The sequence below is a fragment of the Oribacterium sp. oral taxon 102 genome (assembly GCF_013394775.1).
Lineage (GTDB): Bacteria > Bacillota > Clostridia > Lachnospirales > Lachnospiraceae > Oribacterium.
This window is the reverse complement of the sequence record NZ_JABXYT010000001.1, coordinates 2,191,717-2,209,118: the sequence shown is the minus strand read 5'-3', so window position 1 is coordinate 2,209,118 and position 17,402 is coordinate 2,191,717. Positions and strand designations below refer to the sequence as shown.

The window sequence follows — 17,402 nt, the reverse complement described above, 5'->3', positions numbered from 1 at the left end:
TTATGGAAAAGTTGAGAGATATCACGGTGTTATATACTGCGTGTGGAGCGATATATACGCCTGCATTTATTGACTGCTTAAAAGACAATGGTGAAAGAAATATTCGCGTCATAGGAGCGGATATGGCGTATGACGAAACTATGATTCCTCTTATTGATAAGCTGTATGTTACACCCAAAGCTATTGAACCTGGATACATAGATTCATTACTAGAGATTTGTGAGAAAGAAAAAGTCGATGTTCTGATTCCTGGAATGTCTAATGAGCTTTTAAAGTTGTTAGAAAACAAAGAGAAATTTGATGCAATAGACACAAAAGTGTCATTATCTAATAGAAAGAGCATTGAGATTGCCACGGATAAATATCGCTTTTATTCTTTTTTAAAGGAAAATAATTTTCCAGTACCTAAGTTTGCTCTAGTGAGATGCGCAGATGATTTAATAGAAGCTTGCAAGTATTGCGGATATCCGGAAAAATCGGTATGTGTTAAAGCAACAAACTTATCAGGATCGAGAGGTATAAGGATTATTAAATCAGATGTATCAAGATTTGATATTTTGTTTGGTGAAAAGCCCAATTCCATGTATACCACAATGGAAGAATTACTTTCTACATTAAGAGAAAAGAATAGTATGCCAGAAATGATGGCTATGGAATACTTACCTGGTGTAGAAGGGTCTGTTGATATTATTGGTGACAACGGAAAGGTTATATACGCTGGATATAGAGAAAGTACTGTTAATTTGGCGAGCATTCCGCAAGTGGCTGAAATCAAGGAAAATAAAGAAGCAATCGAAATTGCAAAAGCTGTTTGTGAGGCTCTTGGCATAGATGGGAACGCAGATTTTGATTTTAAGGCAGATGAAAATGGACATCCTGTTTTAATGGAGGTGAATCCTAGAGTTGCAGCCACCATGAAAATTTTCAAAAAAGCAGGAATGAATTTGCCGTATTTGAGAATCAAACAGTTGCTGGGTGAAGAGCTTCCGAAAGTTGAAATCAAGTATGGGGTAAAAATGAAACGTAGATATCAGGAAATGTTTTCTGAATAGCCGAACCACCATCCTTTTAAGTAACAAAGCAACAAGGCGCCTTTACTAAAAAACTGAGGTGATATCATAACGTTGTAACACCAGTGACTTAATGAGTATAATAAGCTTAGTAAAGGAGCAAATCATTATATCACGAAAGTATGAACCGGAATTTAAGCGTAAGATCGTCCGGCTGCATCTTGAAGAGGGGCGAAGCTACAAGAGCATTACTGCAGAGTATGGTGTTTCTAAAACCGCCGTCTCTCATTGGTGCGAAGGAGATCGGTTAATGACTTACCGCTTCATCGACGGTTATAAAGATCTTTTTGGCATCCGCTGGCACCAATGTAGATGAGATGGAAAGGATTTATCCGGGTGTCTCAGATCATCTATAAACCTATAGAAAGGCTAAGCGCATAACCATCATTTATACTGGTTATACACTTATTATACGAGGAAGAATATGATGAAAAAAAGATGTGATGTTTTGGAAAGTGCCTAGAAGAATGAGTAAGATTACATTGGTTGCGGGAGATTATATTGTTATATATCCTGAATTGCTCATCGTGGAGCACAAGATCTAGAAGGTACTTCTCACGTTTTGAAGATCGTGGGGAAGGTAAGAGTATAAATATGAACTTCCGCATTGTAAGCACTCAATGTTAATGTTTTCATAAAACCTGATATGGCGCAGTCGAGCACAGACCAGCATCAAAGCACTTTGACCATCAGGGAAAGCTCCAATCGCTTTGCGAAACTTATTATATATTATCTACAACTTTATTATAGGAGGATGCTCTCCTGATAACTCGGCATGTGAAGGGCTGTTCGAAAGATTAAGAATGAGTTCTTCTATGGCAGAGACTGGATGGGAGTGAGTCTTGAAAACTTCATGAAGGAACTGGATAAATATCTTCGCTGGTATAATGAAGACAGAATCAAGGAATCAGTGGGATTTATAAGTCCTGCAGGGTACAGGACATCGCTTGGGATTGCCGTTTAGACAGTCCAGGAAAATGTCCGTGTCCCCTTGCGTCAAAAAACGAGTAGGAGACCAGCTATGAAAAGTCAAGCATGAATTAGCGGAAAATTACCTTTTTTATCTGTGACCGAAAAAGGGTAACTCTAACAGAGCCCCCTTACGGGTACTTTGAAAAATCTACCATGATCTCGAATTAGAACTTATTCGAGGTTGAATGGTACATCGCTCGTCAGCATCTTAAAAATGATTCGGACGAGTTTGCCGGCACAGTGCCCAAGGGCATTGTAGTGAGAGCGGCCTTCGGACATCTTAGAGTCATAGTAAGCCTTGAAGGTCGCGTTGTTTTTCACAACGTTGTGCGTTGCGTTAATCAATGCATACCGGAGAACCCGGGAACCACGCTTAGACATTCTGGTGTGGCTGGCATTGAAGTTTCCGGACTGATATACAGAAGGATCTGGTCCGGCAAACGCGGGCAGCTGACAGGGCTTTTAGAAGCGATGGGGGTTGCCAATCTCGCCCAAGATCATTCCGCCATTGATATATCCGATGCCGGGAATGGTCATAATAACGGAATCGAGCCCAAGCATGATATCAGACATTTGGGATTCGATATCTTTGATCTGCCTGTCCGGTAATTCGATCTGTTCCACAGATTGAGTCACTTGCAAGGATAGGGCTCTGTCGCTGGAACCGACAGAGTTCTGTGCCAGAATTCTTAATTCCTTGGCCTGCTCTTTATTGAAGTGTCCGTGGGAGGAAACCTCGAGCAGATGAGCCGGATGAGTCAAGTGCATAGAAGAAATCAGTTCAGGTGTGGGAGCCTCAGTCAGAAGCGCATAAACAGCCTTCTGATGCAGTCCGGATTTGAAGAAGTATTGGAGTTCCGGGAGGACCCGATCCATGTAAGTCGTGAGTTGAATCTTGAGCCGAGTACGCTTCTTGATGTTCTTCTGCCGGAAACGACCGAGATTCTTGAGATGCATGAGGCTGATATCCTCTTGCGAGAAGAATCTATGCGGTTGAGTAATCAATGTTCTGGCAATAACTAACGTATCCACCTTATCGGTCTTTGTCTTCCGGATGTTGTTTTTACGCATCGTGGAAGTCTGGATCGGGTTGATAACGCAGACCTGGCAGCGTTTAGACACGAGGAATTCAACCAGTTTGTCAGCATAATGTGCCGTTGATTCAAGACCAATGATGAGGCTGCTGCGTCCGTATGAAGCGAGCACGGAAAGCAGCTTACAGAAGCCATCATTGTCATTCGTAAATTTGAACGGCTTGACGAGTACCTCTCCCTCTGAAGAAACAACAGAGGCGAAGTGATTAAGTTTGGCAATATCGATGCCTACATAATACATAGGGAAAGCTCATTTCGGGTTCCTGATACTGTAGCATTCACCAGCGATTATCATCGTAGACTTGATTGAAATAAGTACTCAGGAGCAAAGAGCTCCGGCACATCCAGCTGATAAACAATTCAGATAAAGGTAGCGGCAATACACTCCTGTTAAGTAGTTAAAGCTACAGGAAAACATTAAAAGTCCCACAGTATCTGAATGTATTGAACCACAGAATCAAAAAGAAAGGAAAATGTTGATTTAGCTTCTGAAATTATCATACAAGAAAATATGCTCAGAATATTGATTGTAGATGATGAAAAAACGCATCGTTCAGCATTGATTAAAATGTTATATACCTTCTATCCGGAGGACATTTTCTTGGAGGCTGAGGGCGGCGAACAAGCGTTGGAAGCAATGGAGATACTTGATTACGACATTGTGATCACGGATATTCGAATGAATGGAATGAGTGGTTTGGCATTACTGAAGGAGATACATTCCAGGTATGAAAATGTTGCAAGCATCATTTTGAGCGGATACAGAGAATTTTCCTATGCGAAGGAAGCGATTCATTATGGCGCATCAGACTATCTTTTGAAGCCGGTAGACAGAGAAGAAGTCAAACGGTGTCTGGATAAGGTGCGTGCGGACGTTATAAGTCAACACGCAGACAGAAAAATTAGGATAGATATGAAGAGCCAACTGCAGGAAACAGCAGATGTCTATCTTGAACATCTGATGCAGCGCTTTGTGCTGGACAAGAATTTTGACCAGAAAAACAGAATACGCGAGCTTTTACCCATTGAAAGTGAAGGGTATTTCTTTTTATGCCAAGTCGATTCAAGAGGGCATGGATTTAGCCCTCGGGAATTTCGTATGGCACTGAAGCAGGCAGTACAAAGAGTTTCCATCTATTGTTTTACACAGAGTGAGAACTTGTTTGGTGTTTTGGTTATGCAGGGGCATCTTGGAGACAAGCAATGGTTTGAAGGCATTGCGTGTTCTCTTACGGATATTTTTCCGGGATTCTCCTTTTCTTTTTATTTGGGTGAGGTACATCAAAACATCTATCAGGAAAGTGTAGAAGCGTATGCTGAGGCCCTGTGTGTATGGCAATATAGTTTCTATGACTTTGGACGTTATTGCAATTTCCGTTCAATTTGCGAAAGAATTCAAGGAGATATAGCCGAAACTGACACTTTGCTCTTACCGTTGACGGAGAAAATAAAGAAAAACGATATCATTGCTGCGTTCGGTTTGATAAAAAAATATCTGACAGAGAATTGTTCTCTAAAGTATCCGGAGCCAAAGATTTTGTGCCGTGCGATTATGTTGCTATTGTTTCGCGTTGTAAAGGCATTGGAGCCAATGCTTGTCAATGATATCCACAATGAGATGGATCAAATGCTTACAGGTGTTCACGAAGCGAAAAGCATTAAAAATTTACAAGAGGTTGTGTATCATTTTCTTTTGATGATTGGAAAAGAAGTCGGTTTTCAAAGAGAAACAAGGGGTGATGATGTATTTGAGCACTGCAAGGAATACCTTGCCAGTAATTATGCGGATGAGATCACAATGGAACAGATGGCTGAAAAATACTATTTTGCGTCTGCGTATTTCAGTACCTTGTTTAAGAGTCATTTTGGCAAAAGCTTCTCAGTATATCTGACAGAGATTCGTATGCAGAAAGCCAAGGAGCTGCTGCTTGAGAATAAGTCGCCGATAAGGGTCAAGGATATTGCCAGACGTGTGGGATATAAGGATTCTAACTATTTTATTCGTGCTTTTAAAAAATTTTACGGCTATACACCAGAAGAATACCGTAGGATGGCGGCAAGAGATTAAGAGGAAGAGAATGATACGGAGTCACCTGAAGCTGAGAACACAGATATTGCTGACAACGTTTCTTACGATCGGAATTTTGCTTGGAATTGTCACAATCACGCTGTATGACAACACTCAACGTACAATAGAAAATGAGGCGTTGGCAAGTTTTGCTGAAAATGTGCAAAAGACTAGTGATATACTGGACGTCCAGTTGGATATTATCCGAGAGGCATCCGAAAAGTTGAATCTGGATACTCGTTTGTTTGAATTATTCAAAAATCTGGACGTGTCAGACGAACTTGCATTAAAGAGGGCCAGTCAGGAGGTGACATCAATTCTCAGAGATTTTATCCCATGGTACAGTGATATATATTCAGCGCATCTTGTCACTTCTACTTACAGGTTTGGTGCCGAAGGCCTGAATTATTATCCTGATTTTTCAGAAAGTGAGATTGCGCAGAAAGCATATGAAGCAGGCGGAAGGTGTGTCTGGATTCCGACCTACAGCTACACAAAGATGTATCACATAGAAAACATTGATGATGCGAATCTGCCATATGGAAAACTATTTTCTGTGGCAAGGTATTTGAATTTGAACGATATCTCCAGCGGACGTGTAGATCGGCTTAGCAGCTATACGGAAAACCCTGTGTTGGTTGTGAACTTCCAGCCGCAATACATGAAGAGGGTATTAACAAAATATAACACAAACGGGATTCTGGAAGATGCAGAATATTATATCCTTGATGATGATTGTACCATTGTCTATTGCACAGATGAAGACTATGAAGCTGGTGCGAAGTATCCGGAGACGCTCCTTAAAAATCGGCAATTCGGTGAGAACGGCGAAAGTTTCGTGATGAAGGAGAATGGACGCAAATATATCTGCAGCTGTAGCAAAAGCACCGTAACAGATTGGAATGTGGTAATGAAAATTCCTGTATCCGGTTTGATTGGTGGCATTCAAAGGCGTTACATGCTCTCCCTCGTAGTGGCTTTTGGTGTGATGGTGGTTGTTCTGGCTGCCATGAGTGTTCTGCTGGCAAACAGTATCAATCAAAAGATTTATAGCGTCGTAGGAGTCATCAAGCGAATTGGAGAGGGGGAATTTCGACAGAAAATTGATTATAATGAAAAGGACGAGTTTTCTTTCTTCTATAAAAAAATAGAGAAGATGGGAGATGCAATTGTGTCATTGATCCATGAGAACTATGAGGTCAAACTGATGCAAAAAGACACAGAAATCAAAGCACTCAATGCTCAGCTGAATCCGCATTTTATCTATAACACGTTGAATATTATCAATTGGACCTGCCTGGATGGAGATATGCAGGCAACCAGCAAGATGTTGGTATACCTTTCCAGAATGCTGCAATATTCCTGTTATCATTCCGGAATATATGAGACTTTGAAAGACGACATGGAATGGATGGAACGTTATCTGTATATCATGAAAATCCGTTATGCAGATAAGTTCGATGTTAAAGTGGACATTCCAGAAGAACTTTTAACGATGAAGGTTCCCAAGTTATTTCTGCAGCCTTTTGTAGAAAATGCATTGGTGCACGGCTTTAAAAATCTCCAAGAGGATGGAATGCTGGAAATCAGTGCAGAATGTGAGGGGAATACAGTGATCTTTTATGTTGAAGATAATGGCTGCGGCATGACGGAGGATAAAATTCATGAAATTTTGGAGAATGACTCCGAGTCTATCGGTACCGCAAATGTGAACCAGAGAATTAAAATAATATACGGTAAGGAATACGGTGTGGAATATCATTCCCAGCTCAATGACGGAACTATGGTAATAATTCGGATTCCGAGAACAGTGCCGGCTGAGATGGAGAAAAGTGAATAAAAAAACCGGCACTTTGATATCAAGGTCCTGTGAATGTGTAATACATTCACAGGACCTTGTATTTCTTAAAAAAGTCCTACTTTCTCATTAATATGCGATAGAACATACGGCGTCTCCTTCTTATAATAAAGGCATAGAAAAACTCTTCTGCAGAAGAACCACAGCATAGTGAAAATAGAGAGTCCTGAACAAGAAAGGGGGTAACGTGGGATCTATGAAGAAAAAGTTAATCACAACGTTATTGGCAGCTGCAACGGTAATTTCAGCAATTACTGCTTGTGGTTCAACTTCAACCGATAGCACCGCAGCAGCCGAGCAGAACGAGGCGTCAAATGGCAGCGTTGCGGCTACGGACAGCAATGGCGAGGAGCCTTGCGCGATTACGTTCACCTATTGGGGCAGTGGCGCAGAACAAGCTGCTATTGAAGCTTCACTTGAGACGTTTCAACAGGCTTATCCGGAAATTACAGTCAACGCGATTCATATTCCAAGCGATGACTTTTTGACAAAGATTAATTCCATGATTGCGGCTGGAGAGACACCGGATATCAGCTATTCGGCCTCTTGGAAATGCCAGTTCGGTGAAGAAGGACTGATCTACAATTTCTTTGATCTTGCGCAGGAAGACCCGGATCTTGCAGCAGAAAATTATTTGGACACTTGTTGGTGGATGTGGTCAGAAACAGAATCTGCCGGACCAATCATGGCGAATGTTTGCCCTTCTCTGATGTACAACAAAGACATCATGGATGCGGCAGATATTACAGTACCTACAACCACTGATGATGCCTGGTCTTGGGACAAATTTGTCTCCGTTGCGCAACAGCTGACTTTGGATGGGAACGGAAAAAATGCAGCAGATCCGTCCTTTGATTCCAATAATATCGTGCAATACGGTGTAATGTTTGCACCCAGCTGGAATACCTATATGTCCTTCATTTACTCTAATGGAGGCGGATATTTAAACGAAGAATGCACAGAATTTGGATTACAGGAAACGGAGGCGGCAGAGGTTCTGCAGAATTTTGCGGATCTTATCAATGTATATCATGTAGCACCAAGCTCAATTGCTTCTAATTCCATGCCGTCTGCAGCTTCTGCGATTGCATCCGGACAGGCAGCAATGTACCTGGACGGAAGCTGGAATCATCTGGATCTGTCTGAAGCAGGGTGCAATTGGGGAGTTGGCGTACTTCCGATCAGCGAAAATTACACAACCTATCTGGATGGCGGCTCTCTGATCATTTTCAAGTCTACTGAACACTTGGATGCCACAATTAAGCTGTATAAGTGGATTACCAATCCGGAATCTTCAGACGAGATTACAGAAATGTTTCGTACCATCTGGATGCCTGTACAGAAGATCTACTACGACGATGAGGATAAGCTGAATTTCTGGGCTTCGGAAGATCTTTCTGCAAGGCCAAAGGGTTTTAAGCAGGCATGCGTGGAATCTGTTGTCAACAATTTGACAGTTGCTACGGAAATCAATGTTAAAAACTTCAGCGAAATTGATACTCTTGTATCCGCCGCAATGGATGAGGTGCTTGCAGGGACTAAAACTTCAGCGGAAGCGATGAATTCTATCAAGGCAAATGTAGACAGGCTTGTAGAAGGAACCTACAACGGAGATCGTTCCTAATCTGCATGTAACGTAAACACGGTTTATGCTGAGCCTGGAGAATCTCAAAGCGAGGTTCATCAGGCTCTTCTTAAGAGGAGGTCATATTGTGAAAAAACTATTGACCAATAAAAAACGTAGGAGAAGAGAAAACATTTGGGGAGTGCTATTTTGTCTGCCTTGCATTCTCGGGTTCATCTTCTTTGCGCTTATTCCGATGTGTACAAGCTTGTATTACAGTTTTACAGATTACAATGTCATTTCTAAATGCAACTTTATAGGACCGGGTAATTACGCAAATATGTTCAGCGGAACAGACCCATATTTCTATAAATCGCTGACCGTAACATGTATCTACGTTGCGCTTTCTGTGCCATCTTCGCTTATTGTCGCGTTTATGATCGCTTTACTTCTCAATGCGGATGTAAAGGGAAAGGGTGTTTTTCGAACAATCTTCTATCTTCCATCGATTGTACCTGTTGTTGCTATGTCTGCGGTATGGCTCTGGATTTTCAATTCGGATTTTGGTCTCGTAAATATGCTTCTAAAAGCTGTTGGATTGCCGACGTGCCAGTGGCTTTCCAGTGAGAAGACCGTTATTCCAACACTTGTCTTCACCAATTTATGGACAGTTGGGTCCACCATGGTCATTTTCCTTGCAGGGATTCAGGATGTTCCCAAGCAGTTAATGGAAGCCGTTGAGATTGATGGCGGAGGAGGAATTGCCAAACTATTTCACGTAATCATTCCTTTGATGACACCAACGATTTTTTATAACTTAGTTATGGGAATTATCAATGGATTCCAGGTGTTTACTCAAGCCTATGTCATTACGCAAGGAGGCCCGAATAACGCTAGCCTATTTTATGTTTACTATCTGTATCGTGAAGCTTTTCGGTTTATGCGAATGGGAAGTGCATGCGCCATTGCGTGGATTCTGTTTGGGATTATTATGCTGTTGACAGCTGCGATGTTTAAGCTGCAAAAGAAATGGGTTTATTACGGAGGTCAATAGGCGGGATGAAGAAGAAATTAACAGGACGAATTTTCCTATATTTGCTGCTCATTATTGGCAGCATTATGTGCTTGATGCCGCTGCTATGGATGATTAGAAGTTCTCTAATGACGAATGTGGAAATCTTCATGGTGCCGATTCATTGGCTTCCGAAAGCTTGTCAATGGAAAAATTATGCAGATATTTTTTCAACGCTCCCCTTTCTGACGTATTATGCAAACTCTATAAAGCTTGTCATTGGTGTTGTCAGCGGTGTAGTTATCACCAGTTCCATTTGCGCTTATGGACTATCCAGAATTGATTGGGGAGGAAAAAACATTGTTTTTGCCTGCATTATGGGCAGCATGATGCTTCCGGTAGCCGTAACCATTATCCCCACCTTTCTTATGTTTCGAACCATTGGGCTGACAAACAGTCTGGCACCGCTGATTATTCCCGCATGGTTGGGTGGCGGTGCATTCTATATTTTCCTTCTTCGCCAGTTCTTTCTTTCGATACCAAAGGACCTTGATGAAGCTGCATATATGGACGGTGCTACACATATTGTGATTTTTACTAAAATCATGCTGCCGCTCACAAAACCAGCACTTGTCGTTGTGGGTATCTTCGCCTTCATGAACACATGGAATGACTTTCTTGGCCCTCTGATTTATTTAAATAGTGATTCTAAATATACAGTTGCACTTGGCTTACAGCTTTTCATTGGAAGTTACCGGGCAGAATGGCAACTTATGATGGCTGCGGCGTGTCTGGTCGTAGTGCCCGCCATCCTCGTATTTATGCTTGGACAGCGGTACCTGATTGAAGGTATTACGATGACCGGTGTCAAGGGATAAGGAGTAAAATAAAATGTATTTGCGTGGAGATATTATCTATAAAGACTGGAGGGAGTTCTGGAAGAACTCCTATGTCTCGCCATATTTTAAAGCAGTGTATGATGAAACCTCTGAACAGACAGACTGGTCTTTAAGTGAAAGACAGCTTTTTGTTCAATCGAACGGCCGAATACTGCTTGGACAAGATACCATGGGAAGGCTGCATTTTATATGTACGCCGCATGATAGGATATATGCCGTTCCTTCCGGCGGTGAAAATATATGCGGGCAGTTTGGCGGCCATATCGGGCAGTATTATCAGAATGACACTGCATTGTTACTGGGGAAAATGCGCTATGAGTTGGAAATGGCAAACGGTCTTGTGCTTAGCGCGGCCAATAAGAATTCTGTGACAGCTTACACAGATCATTTTCTCCCAACAACAAGAACTAGCTATCCTGAAGCCACTATCAAGGTTTTTTCTTTTGCACCTGTAATGGAAAAGGATTCCGCGCCAATTTCCTCTATCCATCCGATCCCCGGTCCGGCTGCAGTTATGTTTTGTATGGAAGTTGCGAATACGTCCGGCTGCACGTTGACGGGTAAGGTGAGACTCGGCTTCGATCAGCGCTTTGTTAATCAATTTGAGCATTATGGAAAACGATTCGAGGATTATACGCAAGGTCCCTATAAATCCGAATGGGACCAAAAGCTTCTGATTCTATGGCACCCGGAGGCCTGTGCTGCTGTTCAGTTATTAGGAGGAACGCAAGAAGGAGAGGCCAATAATCCTCGTATCTATTGCCCTTTCGTACTAAAAGCTGGAGAAAGCAGGATTTTTACTACCGTTATTGCACTGACCCCCAAAAGGGATGAAATACACAGAAATCTGGGGATTCTTTATCAGCACACCGCGTTTGAATGGCTTAATGTAACGGCGGATTTCTGGAAGAAGCGACTTGGAACAATCGTATCCGGCATTCGAGAAGATACGACAATGGGGCTCAAATATAGCGACATGCATATTCGCTTTATCCTAGATAATTTTAATTGCCTGTCTTTTAATGAAGCTGGTGATTTGCTTACGAACTGGCAGGGAGCACCTTCTCACTCGTTGTCTCGATTGTGGGGCATTGATATTGAACCGGATGTGGTCAGTGTTATGTATTCTGTCCCTGAAGTTGGACCGCGAGCGATCGAATATCTTTTAAAAAGGAATACCCCGAGGTTTAGCCTTTATTCAGATCATAGCATGTTCTTTTATATTGCGCCATTACTCATAGCAGGGAAATATCTGGAGTTAACGGGAAATAAGGGCTATTTCTGCGATAATCCGGAAATTGTAGAGGATCTTGCGCGCGTGTATCAGGGAATACTTGCTCATAAGCATAAAGATTATGTGCTTTTCAGCAGTCATTATGCAAGCGATTTAATTGTATTCCGAAAATACGATTATGGATGCAATGTACAATGCTATTATGCATTGAAGAGCTGGAGCATGATTCTGTCTGTGACCGGGCAGGATAACACGGATGTTAAGCAATTGATTTCACAGATGCCTGTCGATATGGCAGCAACGATGGAGGGAGATGGACCGTTTGGTAAGCAAATCACCGGCGGAACAAATCTTGGTGAGGATCAGGATAGGTTTTATATACCGGAGGAATTATTCTATTACGGCGGTGAAGACACAGCAACAGTTTTGGCACCATTGTACGGGTTATATGATTTCGATTATGTCCCATATGTAAACCTTCACCGCTTTGCGAAGTCTCTTTATATTACAAGCTACGACCCGGAATTTCAGACGATGCGAGAGCTTCACTTTGGAATGAATCCATCCGCGACAGGATGCACTCTTCGCTTGGGAGGAAGTCATACCAGACAGGAAATGAAGGAAACATTAGCATTACTGTATTCAAAATTGGATGAGACGGGTTCACTTTTTTGGTGGCCTCGAGCATACAACAAAAAGAGATGCTTGACTCGCTGCAGTCAAGGACAGGGAGCCTGGATACAGCAGAGCGTAGAACAGTGGTTCGGGATACGACTTAATGCATTGGATCATGAGATAACCATTATGCCGCAGGGGCTTCTCACTTCCTATGCATTAACCGATTGCCGAATTGGTGCGTTTTATTTTGATGTTGACTACGTAGAGAATGAAAATGAGACTACATTTCAAGTAGTCAATCACAACGCAGAAGATTTCCGGTTACGATTTATCGTCCGTGGATGTGGTGCTGGAGCCGAGGGAAATTCGAAGACAATGCAGACAGATTCTGTGCTTATACCGGCGGGAAAAAAGGCGACACGCTCCTATCGGACAGAAACGCTCATGTCAGAGGAACCAAAGATAGAAGAGGCAGAGTTACGAAGCTTTTCTGAGAATGAGATTGTCTTTGCTCCTTATGGGATTGTTATGCCAAAGCTGTATAGCGGGAACTGCAATATTTTCCTGCTTCGCTTTGTAGCTGTACATAGTGGCGATGAAACATGGGAAAATGTACGCGTTAAGTTACAAGTTCCCGAGAATTGGAAAGCCTCTTCAAAGAAATTCTACATCTGGGATTATCAGCCTGTGTTTTCAGAAGAGACACAGGCAGTCAACGAGATCGGAGATCTTGCGGCAAATACACACGGTGTGGGTGGTTTCTACATATCTGTCCCTGATGAGTTGTCCGGAGGTGAAAACAGCATTATGCTGTCAGAGCATCCGTATCCGCAAAATGGAAAAGGGAAGCTCCGACAGGTAAGCCTTTTGATAGAGGGAACAACTAATATGTCTTTAGAGCCGATACGAGCGAGTCTGCTTCGTGAGAGTCATGAAGTTGCCAGTTATATCTTACCTGTACAGGTATTGGATCATGAGTCGTATCAACAACGGTTTCAGCAGATGTATCACGGAAGCTGTGAAATTCCAGTATGTTGAAAGTCAAAACGAGCTGAAACTGTGCGGTTATTTTGCCATCATCACATCAGAGGAGATGAATGCAAAGCAGGCGATCAACCTGTACAAAAGCCGCGATAGCTTAGAGAAGCTGTTCCGCACGGCATTAAAAGACAAGGGCTGTGCAGGCAGCTGGATAATGTGTACCGAATGGTTCATGCCGTAACGAAGACACAGAAAGAAAGCTTGAATGCGTTTGGCATTGAAGCTTCTCACATATAAGGCAACCCAGATCAGTGAGATACTTCGGGAGGGAAGAAAGTAATGGTAAGAAAAATCAGCAAAGATACGCTTGCAAAAAAATCAGCAAGCTCGAAACAGCAATCCGTAAGAATAGACAACAGTATGATTAGATGACGAAGCTGCTCGGTTTCATAGTGCGGTTCCGCTCTTCGGCACAAAGAAATTCGTCATATCAGCATTTTCCATCGTGAGCAGCTTTACTTTCTTATCGATTCCTCCGGCGTACCCGGTGAGGCTCCCATTCGTGCCGACGACACGGTGGCAGGGGATAATCAGCAAAATGGAGTTATGTCCGACCGCTCCGCCAATTGCTTGTGCGGACATCCGATCAAGTCCATGTTGTTTGGCTATTTTGTCCGCAATCTCTCCGTAGGTCATAGTTCGGCCGAAGGGAATGGTGAGCATAATTTTCCATACCTCTTTTCGAAATTGCGTCGTGCGCATGGTGAGCGGTGGGGTGAAATCCGGTGCTTTGCCGCTGAAATAGATGTCGAGCCATTTGGCAGTTTCATCAAAAATCGGCAGAGCCGTCTCGAAGACTTCATCCTCCAATGTGTCAGCAAAATATTTCTGGTTGTCGAACCAAAGCCCGATCAGGCTGTCACCGTCGCTTGCGAGTGTGATACCGCCGAACGGCGAGTCATAGTGATAGGTGTAATCCATATTTAAATCACTTTCTCAATCTTGAATACATTGGGGGCATTCGTCTTTTCTTTCGAGTGCAGTGCTCTTTATTTGGGGGATGCTTACTGACCTTACCGGAAAGCTGCCTGCCTCCTTCACAGTTAGCTTTGGATATAATATAATTATATCATAAATTAAAGCGTGTTACGATTAGCATATCACCTGATGCTGTAAATCCTAAAATGAAATTTACAGATAATAAAAGAGAAGATGGAATAATAGATCAAGCTATGCTATAATATAAAAGCTTTTAACCGGCATACAACGTAATACAAGCCGAAGGCACGGGGAACGCATTGCATCCGTGCTACACGAGAGGCTATGCGTGTGCCGGTCTTTTTTTGTAAAAGATATGGAGGAGCTCAGATGTTAAGTGCAAGAAATCAGATAAAAGGCAGGGTAAAGGAGATTAACGAGGGGGCTGTTAACGGCATCGTGAAATTAGAGGCGGCAGGCGGCAATTGTATTTCTGCAACCATTTCCATGGAGTCCATCAGGGAGCTGGGACTCGTACCGGGTAAGGACGCGACAGCCGTTGTGAAAGCGACGGACGTAATGATGGCGCTGGACTTCGTAAAGATCAGCGCGCGGAATCAGATCAAGGGAACTGTGGTATCGGTAAAGGATGGCACCGTCAATTCCATTGTTAAGTTGGATACGGCAGGCGGAATTGGAATCACATCCACCATTTCGATGGAAGCGGTGAAGGAGCTGGGACTCGTGCCGGGCAAGGAAGCGGTTGCGGTTATCAAGGCAACGAATGTCATGATTTCTGTAGACTGAAATAAAATGTGATATAGCATAGGAAATAGGGGCTGTGGCAAAACGATTTCTCGTTTTGCCACAGCCCCTATTTTTGCGATGTGTCCGACGATACACATTTTTGGAAAGCATGGTATGCGTATGCTCCGATATCAAATGTGAAATTGGTTTTCATATTGACAAGGCAGGGGAAGCGTTGTAAAATTTGAAAACAGTTTTCAAATTTAAAAGATACAGGGGCGGCAGCCGGAGCCGGTCGATACAGGGAAGAGAAGGGAGGGCGAAGCGATGCAGGAAAACAAACAGAAATATACCGTGTATCTGCTCTGTCTTTTCCTGCTCCTTGCGTTTCTCCTGTCCGCACTGTTTCTCGCGGCGGAGGCGGGGCACAGGTGCAGCGGGGAGGACTGCCCGATCTGCGTCTGTATGCAGCTGGCAGAGCGGGTGCTGCGGCAGATCGGCGGCGCGGTGCTCGGGGCTGCGCTGCTTCTTTTCCTTCTGCCGTCGGTGCGGAGGCGCTGCCGCATTCCGGAGACGGATCGTACGCCGATGACGCTGGTCAGCCAGAAGGTTCGTCTGGATGATTAGAGTGCCGGGTCTCCCGGGGAGCGGCGAACAGTCGCCTCTCTACAGTATGACAGAAACAGAAGGATTCGGAGGTAGGAAATGAGAAAATTTGTATCGGTACTGGCTGCAGCGGCAATGATGGCGGCATGCCTGATCGGCTGCGGGAAGCAGGCGGAGAATGCGGCAGCGGCGAGCAGCACGGCGGCAGAGAACACGACAGCAGCCATGGAAGCAGAAACAGGGAAGAAACTGAAGGTGGTCAGCACCATCTTCCCGGAGTACGATTGGGTGAGAGAGATTCTCGGCGAGGATGCGAAGAATGCCGAGCTCACGCTGCTCCTGAACAATGGCGTGGATCTTCACAGCTACCAGCCGACCGTGGACGACATTATGAAGATCGCATCCTGCGATCTCTTCCTCTATGTCGGCGGTGAGTCGGATGGCTGGGTAGAGGACGCGCTGGCAGAGTCCAGCAACCCGAACCGGAAGGTCATTAACCTTCTTTCGGTGCTGGGAGACAGCATCAAGGAAGAGGAAGTGAAGGAAGGCATGCAGGCAGACGAGGATGAGCATGAGCACGGACACGAGCATGACCACAGTAAGGAGGTCTCTACCTTTGAGGATAGTGAGGTAAAGGACAGGGCGCTCTCGGATTGGGCCGGCGAGTGGCAGTCCGGCTATCCGCTGCTGCAGTCCGGCGCACTGGACGAGGCCTTCGAGCATAAGGCGGAGTCCGGCAAGATGACGGCGGCAGAGTACAAGGACTACTATGCCAAGGGCTACGAGTCGGAATACAGCAGAATCAGGATCGACGGGAAGCACATTGCCTTCACGGACAATGCGGGCAAGACCGTAGAGTCGGACTATAACTATGTGGGCTATTATATCCAGAACTGGTCTACCGGCACCAAGGCGGCGATGTACCGCTTCGAGGCGGCGGACAAGGCATCCGGCGCGCCGCTTTATGTCGAGATCAACGACCATATGATCGAGCCGGCAGAGGCGGAACACTTCCACATTCGTATGAGCAATGAGAGCTTCGATGCAATCGAGGATCCGGAAAACCGCTGGCCGACCTTCTTCCCGGCAGCGCTCAGCCCGGAGGAGGTCTGCGACGAGCTGATCGGGCATGACCATGCGGAGGAAAAGGAGTATGATGAGCACGTCTGGCTCTCTCTGAAGAATGCGAAGGTGCTGGTAAATGCGATCGCAGAGGATCTCGCGGAGCTGGATGGCGCGCACAGAGACAGCTATATGGCAAATGCTGCGGCATATACGGAGAAGCTTTCCGCGCTGGATCAGGAGTACCAGTCCGCGGTGGACGCAGCTCCGAACAAGACGGTTCTTTTCGGCGACCGTTTCCCGTTCCGCTATATGGTGGACGATTACGGGCTGGACTACTATGCGGCATTTGTAGGCTGCTCTGCCGAGACAGAGGCGAGCTTCGAGACCGTTGTCTTCCTCGCGAAGAAGATGGACGAGCTGGGACTGCACAGCGTGCTCAAGATCGAGAGCTCCGACGGAAAAATCGCGGATACGATCGTCCAGAATACGAAGGAGAAGAACCAGAGTGTTCTGACGCTGGATTCCATGCAGTCGACCACAGCGAAGGATGTGGAGAACGGCGCGACCTATCTGTCGATTATGGAGAAGAATCTGGATGTGCTGAAGGAGGCGCTCCGGTAAGAGTAAGGAGGCAGG

At 44.5% G+C, this 17,402-nt stretch carries 14 protein-coding genes and 2 pseudogenes; 13 read left to right on the top strand and 3 right to left on the bottom strand.

The window, feature by feature from the left end:
* Window positions 1-2 precede the first annotated feature (2 nt).
* The 3 genes and pseudogenes from HW273_RS09805 to HW273_RS11585 all read left to right on the top strand — a co-directional run.
* Window positions 3-1,052 (top strand): ATP-grasp domain-containing protein, encoded by a 1,050-nt coding sequence (locus HW273_RS09805; protein ID WP_179011938.1) that lies wholly within the window; start codon window positions 3-5, stop codon window positions 1,050-1,052.
* A gap of 91 nt (window positions 1,053-1,143) precedes the next feature.
* Window positions 1,144-1,371: pseudogene (locus HW273_RS09800) on the top strand (transposase); the annotation flags it as partial.
* A gap of 451 nt (window positions 1,372-1,822) precedes the next feature.
* Window positions 1,823-2,034, top strand: a pseudogene (locus HW273_RS11585) (IS3 family transposase); the annotation flags it as partial.
* Window positions 2,035-2,213: 179 nt separating this feature from the next.
* Here HW273_RS11585 and HW273_RS11810 read toward each other — a convergent pair.
* Both HW273_RS11810 and HW273_RS09790 read right to left on the bottom strand, forming a co-directional pair.
* Window positions 2,214-2,492: a transposase gene (locus HW273_RS11810; RefSeq protein ID WP_243206851.1), complete on the bottom strand. Its 279-nt coding sequence runs from the start codon at window positions 2,490-2,492 to the stop codon at window positions 2,214-2,216.
* A gap of 12 nt (window positions 2,493-2,504) precedes the next feature.
* The gene (locus HW273_RS09790; RefSeq protein WP_243206788.1) at window positions 2,505-3,377 is read right to left on the bottom strand and encodes an IS110 family transposase; all 873 of its coding nucleotides are present in this window, start codon (window positions 3,375-3,377) and stop codon (window positions 2,505-2,507) included.
* A 282-nt stretch (window positions 3,378-3,659) separates the two neighbouring features.
* Between HW273_RS09790 and HW273_RS09785 the strand changes: the two genes are divergently transcribed.
* The 7 genes from HW273_RS09785 to HW273_RS09755 all read left to right on the top strand — a co-directional run bounded on the left by HW273_RS09785 (window position 3,660) and on the right by HW273_RS09755 (window position 13,611).
* Window positions 3,660-5,204 carry a response regulator transcription factor gene (locus HW273_RS09785; RefSeq protein ID WP_179011933.1) on the top strand — a complete coding sequence of 515 codons (1,545 nt, stop codon included), beginning with the start codon at window positions 3,660-3,662 and terminating at the stop codon, window positions 5,202-5,204.
* Between the two features lie 10 nt (window positions 5,205-5,214).
* Window positions 5,215-7,044, top strand: a complete 1,830-nt coding sequence (locus tag HW273_RS09780; protein ID WP_179011932.1) for a sensor histidine kinase — start codon at window positions 5,215-5,217, stop codon at window positions 7,042-7,044.
* A gap of 214 nt (window positions 7,045-7,258) precedes the next feature.
* Window positions 7,259-8,686 (top strand): ABC transporter substrate-binding protein, encoded by a 1,428-nt coding sequence (locus tag HW273_RS09775; protein WP_179011931.1) that lies wholly within the window; start codon window positions 7,259-7,261, stop codon window positions 8,684-8,686.
* 88 nt (window positions 8,687-8,774) lie between these two features.
* Window positions 8,775-9,680, top strand: coding sequence for a carbohydrate ABC transporter permease (locus HW273_RS09770; RefSeq protein WP_330604001.1), 906 nt, complete (start codon window positions 8,775-8,777; stop codon window positions 9,678-9,680).
* Window positions 9,681-9,685: 5 nt separating this feature from the next.
* On the top strand, window positions 9,686-10,516 hold the full coding sequence (locus tag HW273_RS09765) for a carbohydrate ABC transporter permease (RefSeq protein ID WP_179011928.1): 831 nt from the start codon (window positions 9,686-9,688) through the stop codon (window positions 10,514-10,516).
* Between the two features lie 13 nt (window positions 10,517-10,529).
* Window positions 10,530-13,427, top strand: a complete 2,898-nt coding sequence (locus HW273_RS09760) for a hypothetical protein (RefSeq protein WP_179011926.1) — start codon at window positions 10,530-10,532, stop codon at window positions 13,425-13,427.
* The gene (locus tag HW273_RS09755; protein ID WP_179011925.1) at window positions 13,408-13,611 is read left to right on the top strand and encodes a hypothetical protein; all 204 of its coding nucleotides are present in this window, start codon (window positions 13,408-13,410) and stop codon (window positions 13,609-13,611) included. Before HW273_RS09760 ends, HW273_RS09755 begins: the two co-directional genes overlap by 20 nt.
* A 206-nt stretch (window positions 13,612-13,817) precedes the next feature.
* Here the strand turns inward: HW273_RS09755 and HW273_RS09750 are convergent, their stop codons facing one another.
* The gene (locus HW273_RS09750; RefSeq protein WP_179011923.1) at window positions 13,818-14,351 is read right to left on the bottom strand and encodes a methylated-DNA--[protein]-cysteine S-methyltransferase; all 534 of its coding nucleotides are present in this window, start codon (window positions 14,349-14,351) and stop codon (window positions 13,818-13,820) included.
* Window positions 14,352-14,738: 387 nt separating this feature from the next.
* On the opposite strand from HW273_RS09750, the gene HW273_RS09745 reads away from it, so the two are divergent.
* The 3 genes from HW273_RS09745 to HW273_RS09735 all read left to right on the top strand — a co-directional run bounded on the left by HW273_RS09745 (window position 14,739) and on the right by HW273_RS09735 (window position 17,387).
* Window positions 14,739-15,155, top strand: coding sequence for a TOBE domain-containing protein (locus HW273_RS09745; protein ID WP_179011922.1), 417 nt, complete (start codon window positions 14,739-14,741; stop codon window positions 15,153-15,155).
* Window positions 15,156-15,422: 267 nt separating this feature from the next.
* Entirely contained in the window at window positions 15,423-15,722 is a 300-nt protein-coding gene (locus HW273_RS09740; RefSeq protein WP_179011920.1) for a hypothetical protein, read from the top strand.
* Window positions 15,723-15,800: 78 nt separating this feature from the next.
* Window positions 15,801-17,387 (top strand): metal ABC transporter solute-binding protein, Zn/Mn family, encoded by a 1,587-nt coding sequence (locus tag HW273_RS09735; protein WP_179011919.1) that lies wholly within the window; start codon window positions 15,801-15,803, stop codon window positions 17,385-17,387.
* Window positions 17,388-17,402: the final 15 nt, after the last annotated feature.

Excerpts from the sequence above, each read along its gene's own strand:
- HW273_RS09775 (WP_179011931.1), top strand. The coding sequence starts at position 7,259 with ATGAAGAAAAAGTTAATCACAACGTTATTGGCAGCTGCAACGGTAATT.
- HW273_RS09745 (WP_179011922.1), top strand. The coding sequence starts at position 14,739 with ATGTTAAGTGCAAGAAATCAGATAAAAGGCAGGGTAAAGGAGATTAAC.
- HW273_RS09760 (WP_179011926.1), top strand. The coding sequence starts at position 10,530 with ATGTATTTGCGTGGAGATATTATCTATAAAGACTGGAGGGAGTTCTGG.
- HW273_RS09765 (WP_179011928.1), top strand. The coding sequence starts at position 9,686 with ATGAAGAAGAAATTAACAGGACGAATTTTCCTATATTTGCTGCTCATT.
- HW273_RS09740 (WP_179011920.1), top strand. The coding sequence starts at position 15,423 with ATGCAGGAAAACAAACAGAAATATACCGTGTATCTGCTCTGTCTTTTC.
- HW273_RS09805 (WP_179011938.1), top strand. The coding sequence starts at position 3 with ATGGAAAAGTTGAGAGATATCACGGTGTTATATACTGCGTGTGGAGCG.
- HW273_RS09750 (WP_179011923.1), bottom strand. The coding sequence starts at position 14,351 with ATGGATTACACCTATCACTATGACTCGCCGTTCGGCGGTATCACACTC.
- HW273_RS09790 (WP_243206788.1), bottom strand. The coding sequence starts at position 3,377 with ATGTATTATGTAGGCATCGATATTGCCAAACTTAATCACTTCGCCTCT.
- HW273_RS09780 (WP_179011932.1), top strand. The coding sequence starts at position 5,215 with ATGATACGGAGTCACCTGAAGCTGAGAACACAGATATTGCTGACAACG.
- HW273_RS09735 (WP_179011919.1), top strand. The coding sequence starts at position 15,801 with ATGAGAAAATTTGTATCGGTACTGGCTGCAGCGGCAATGATGGCGGCA.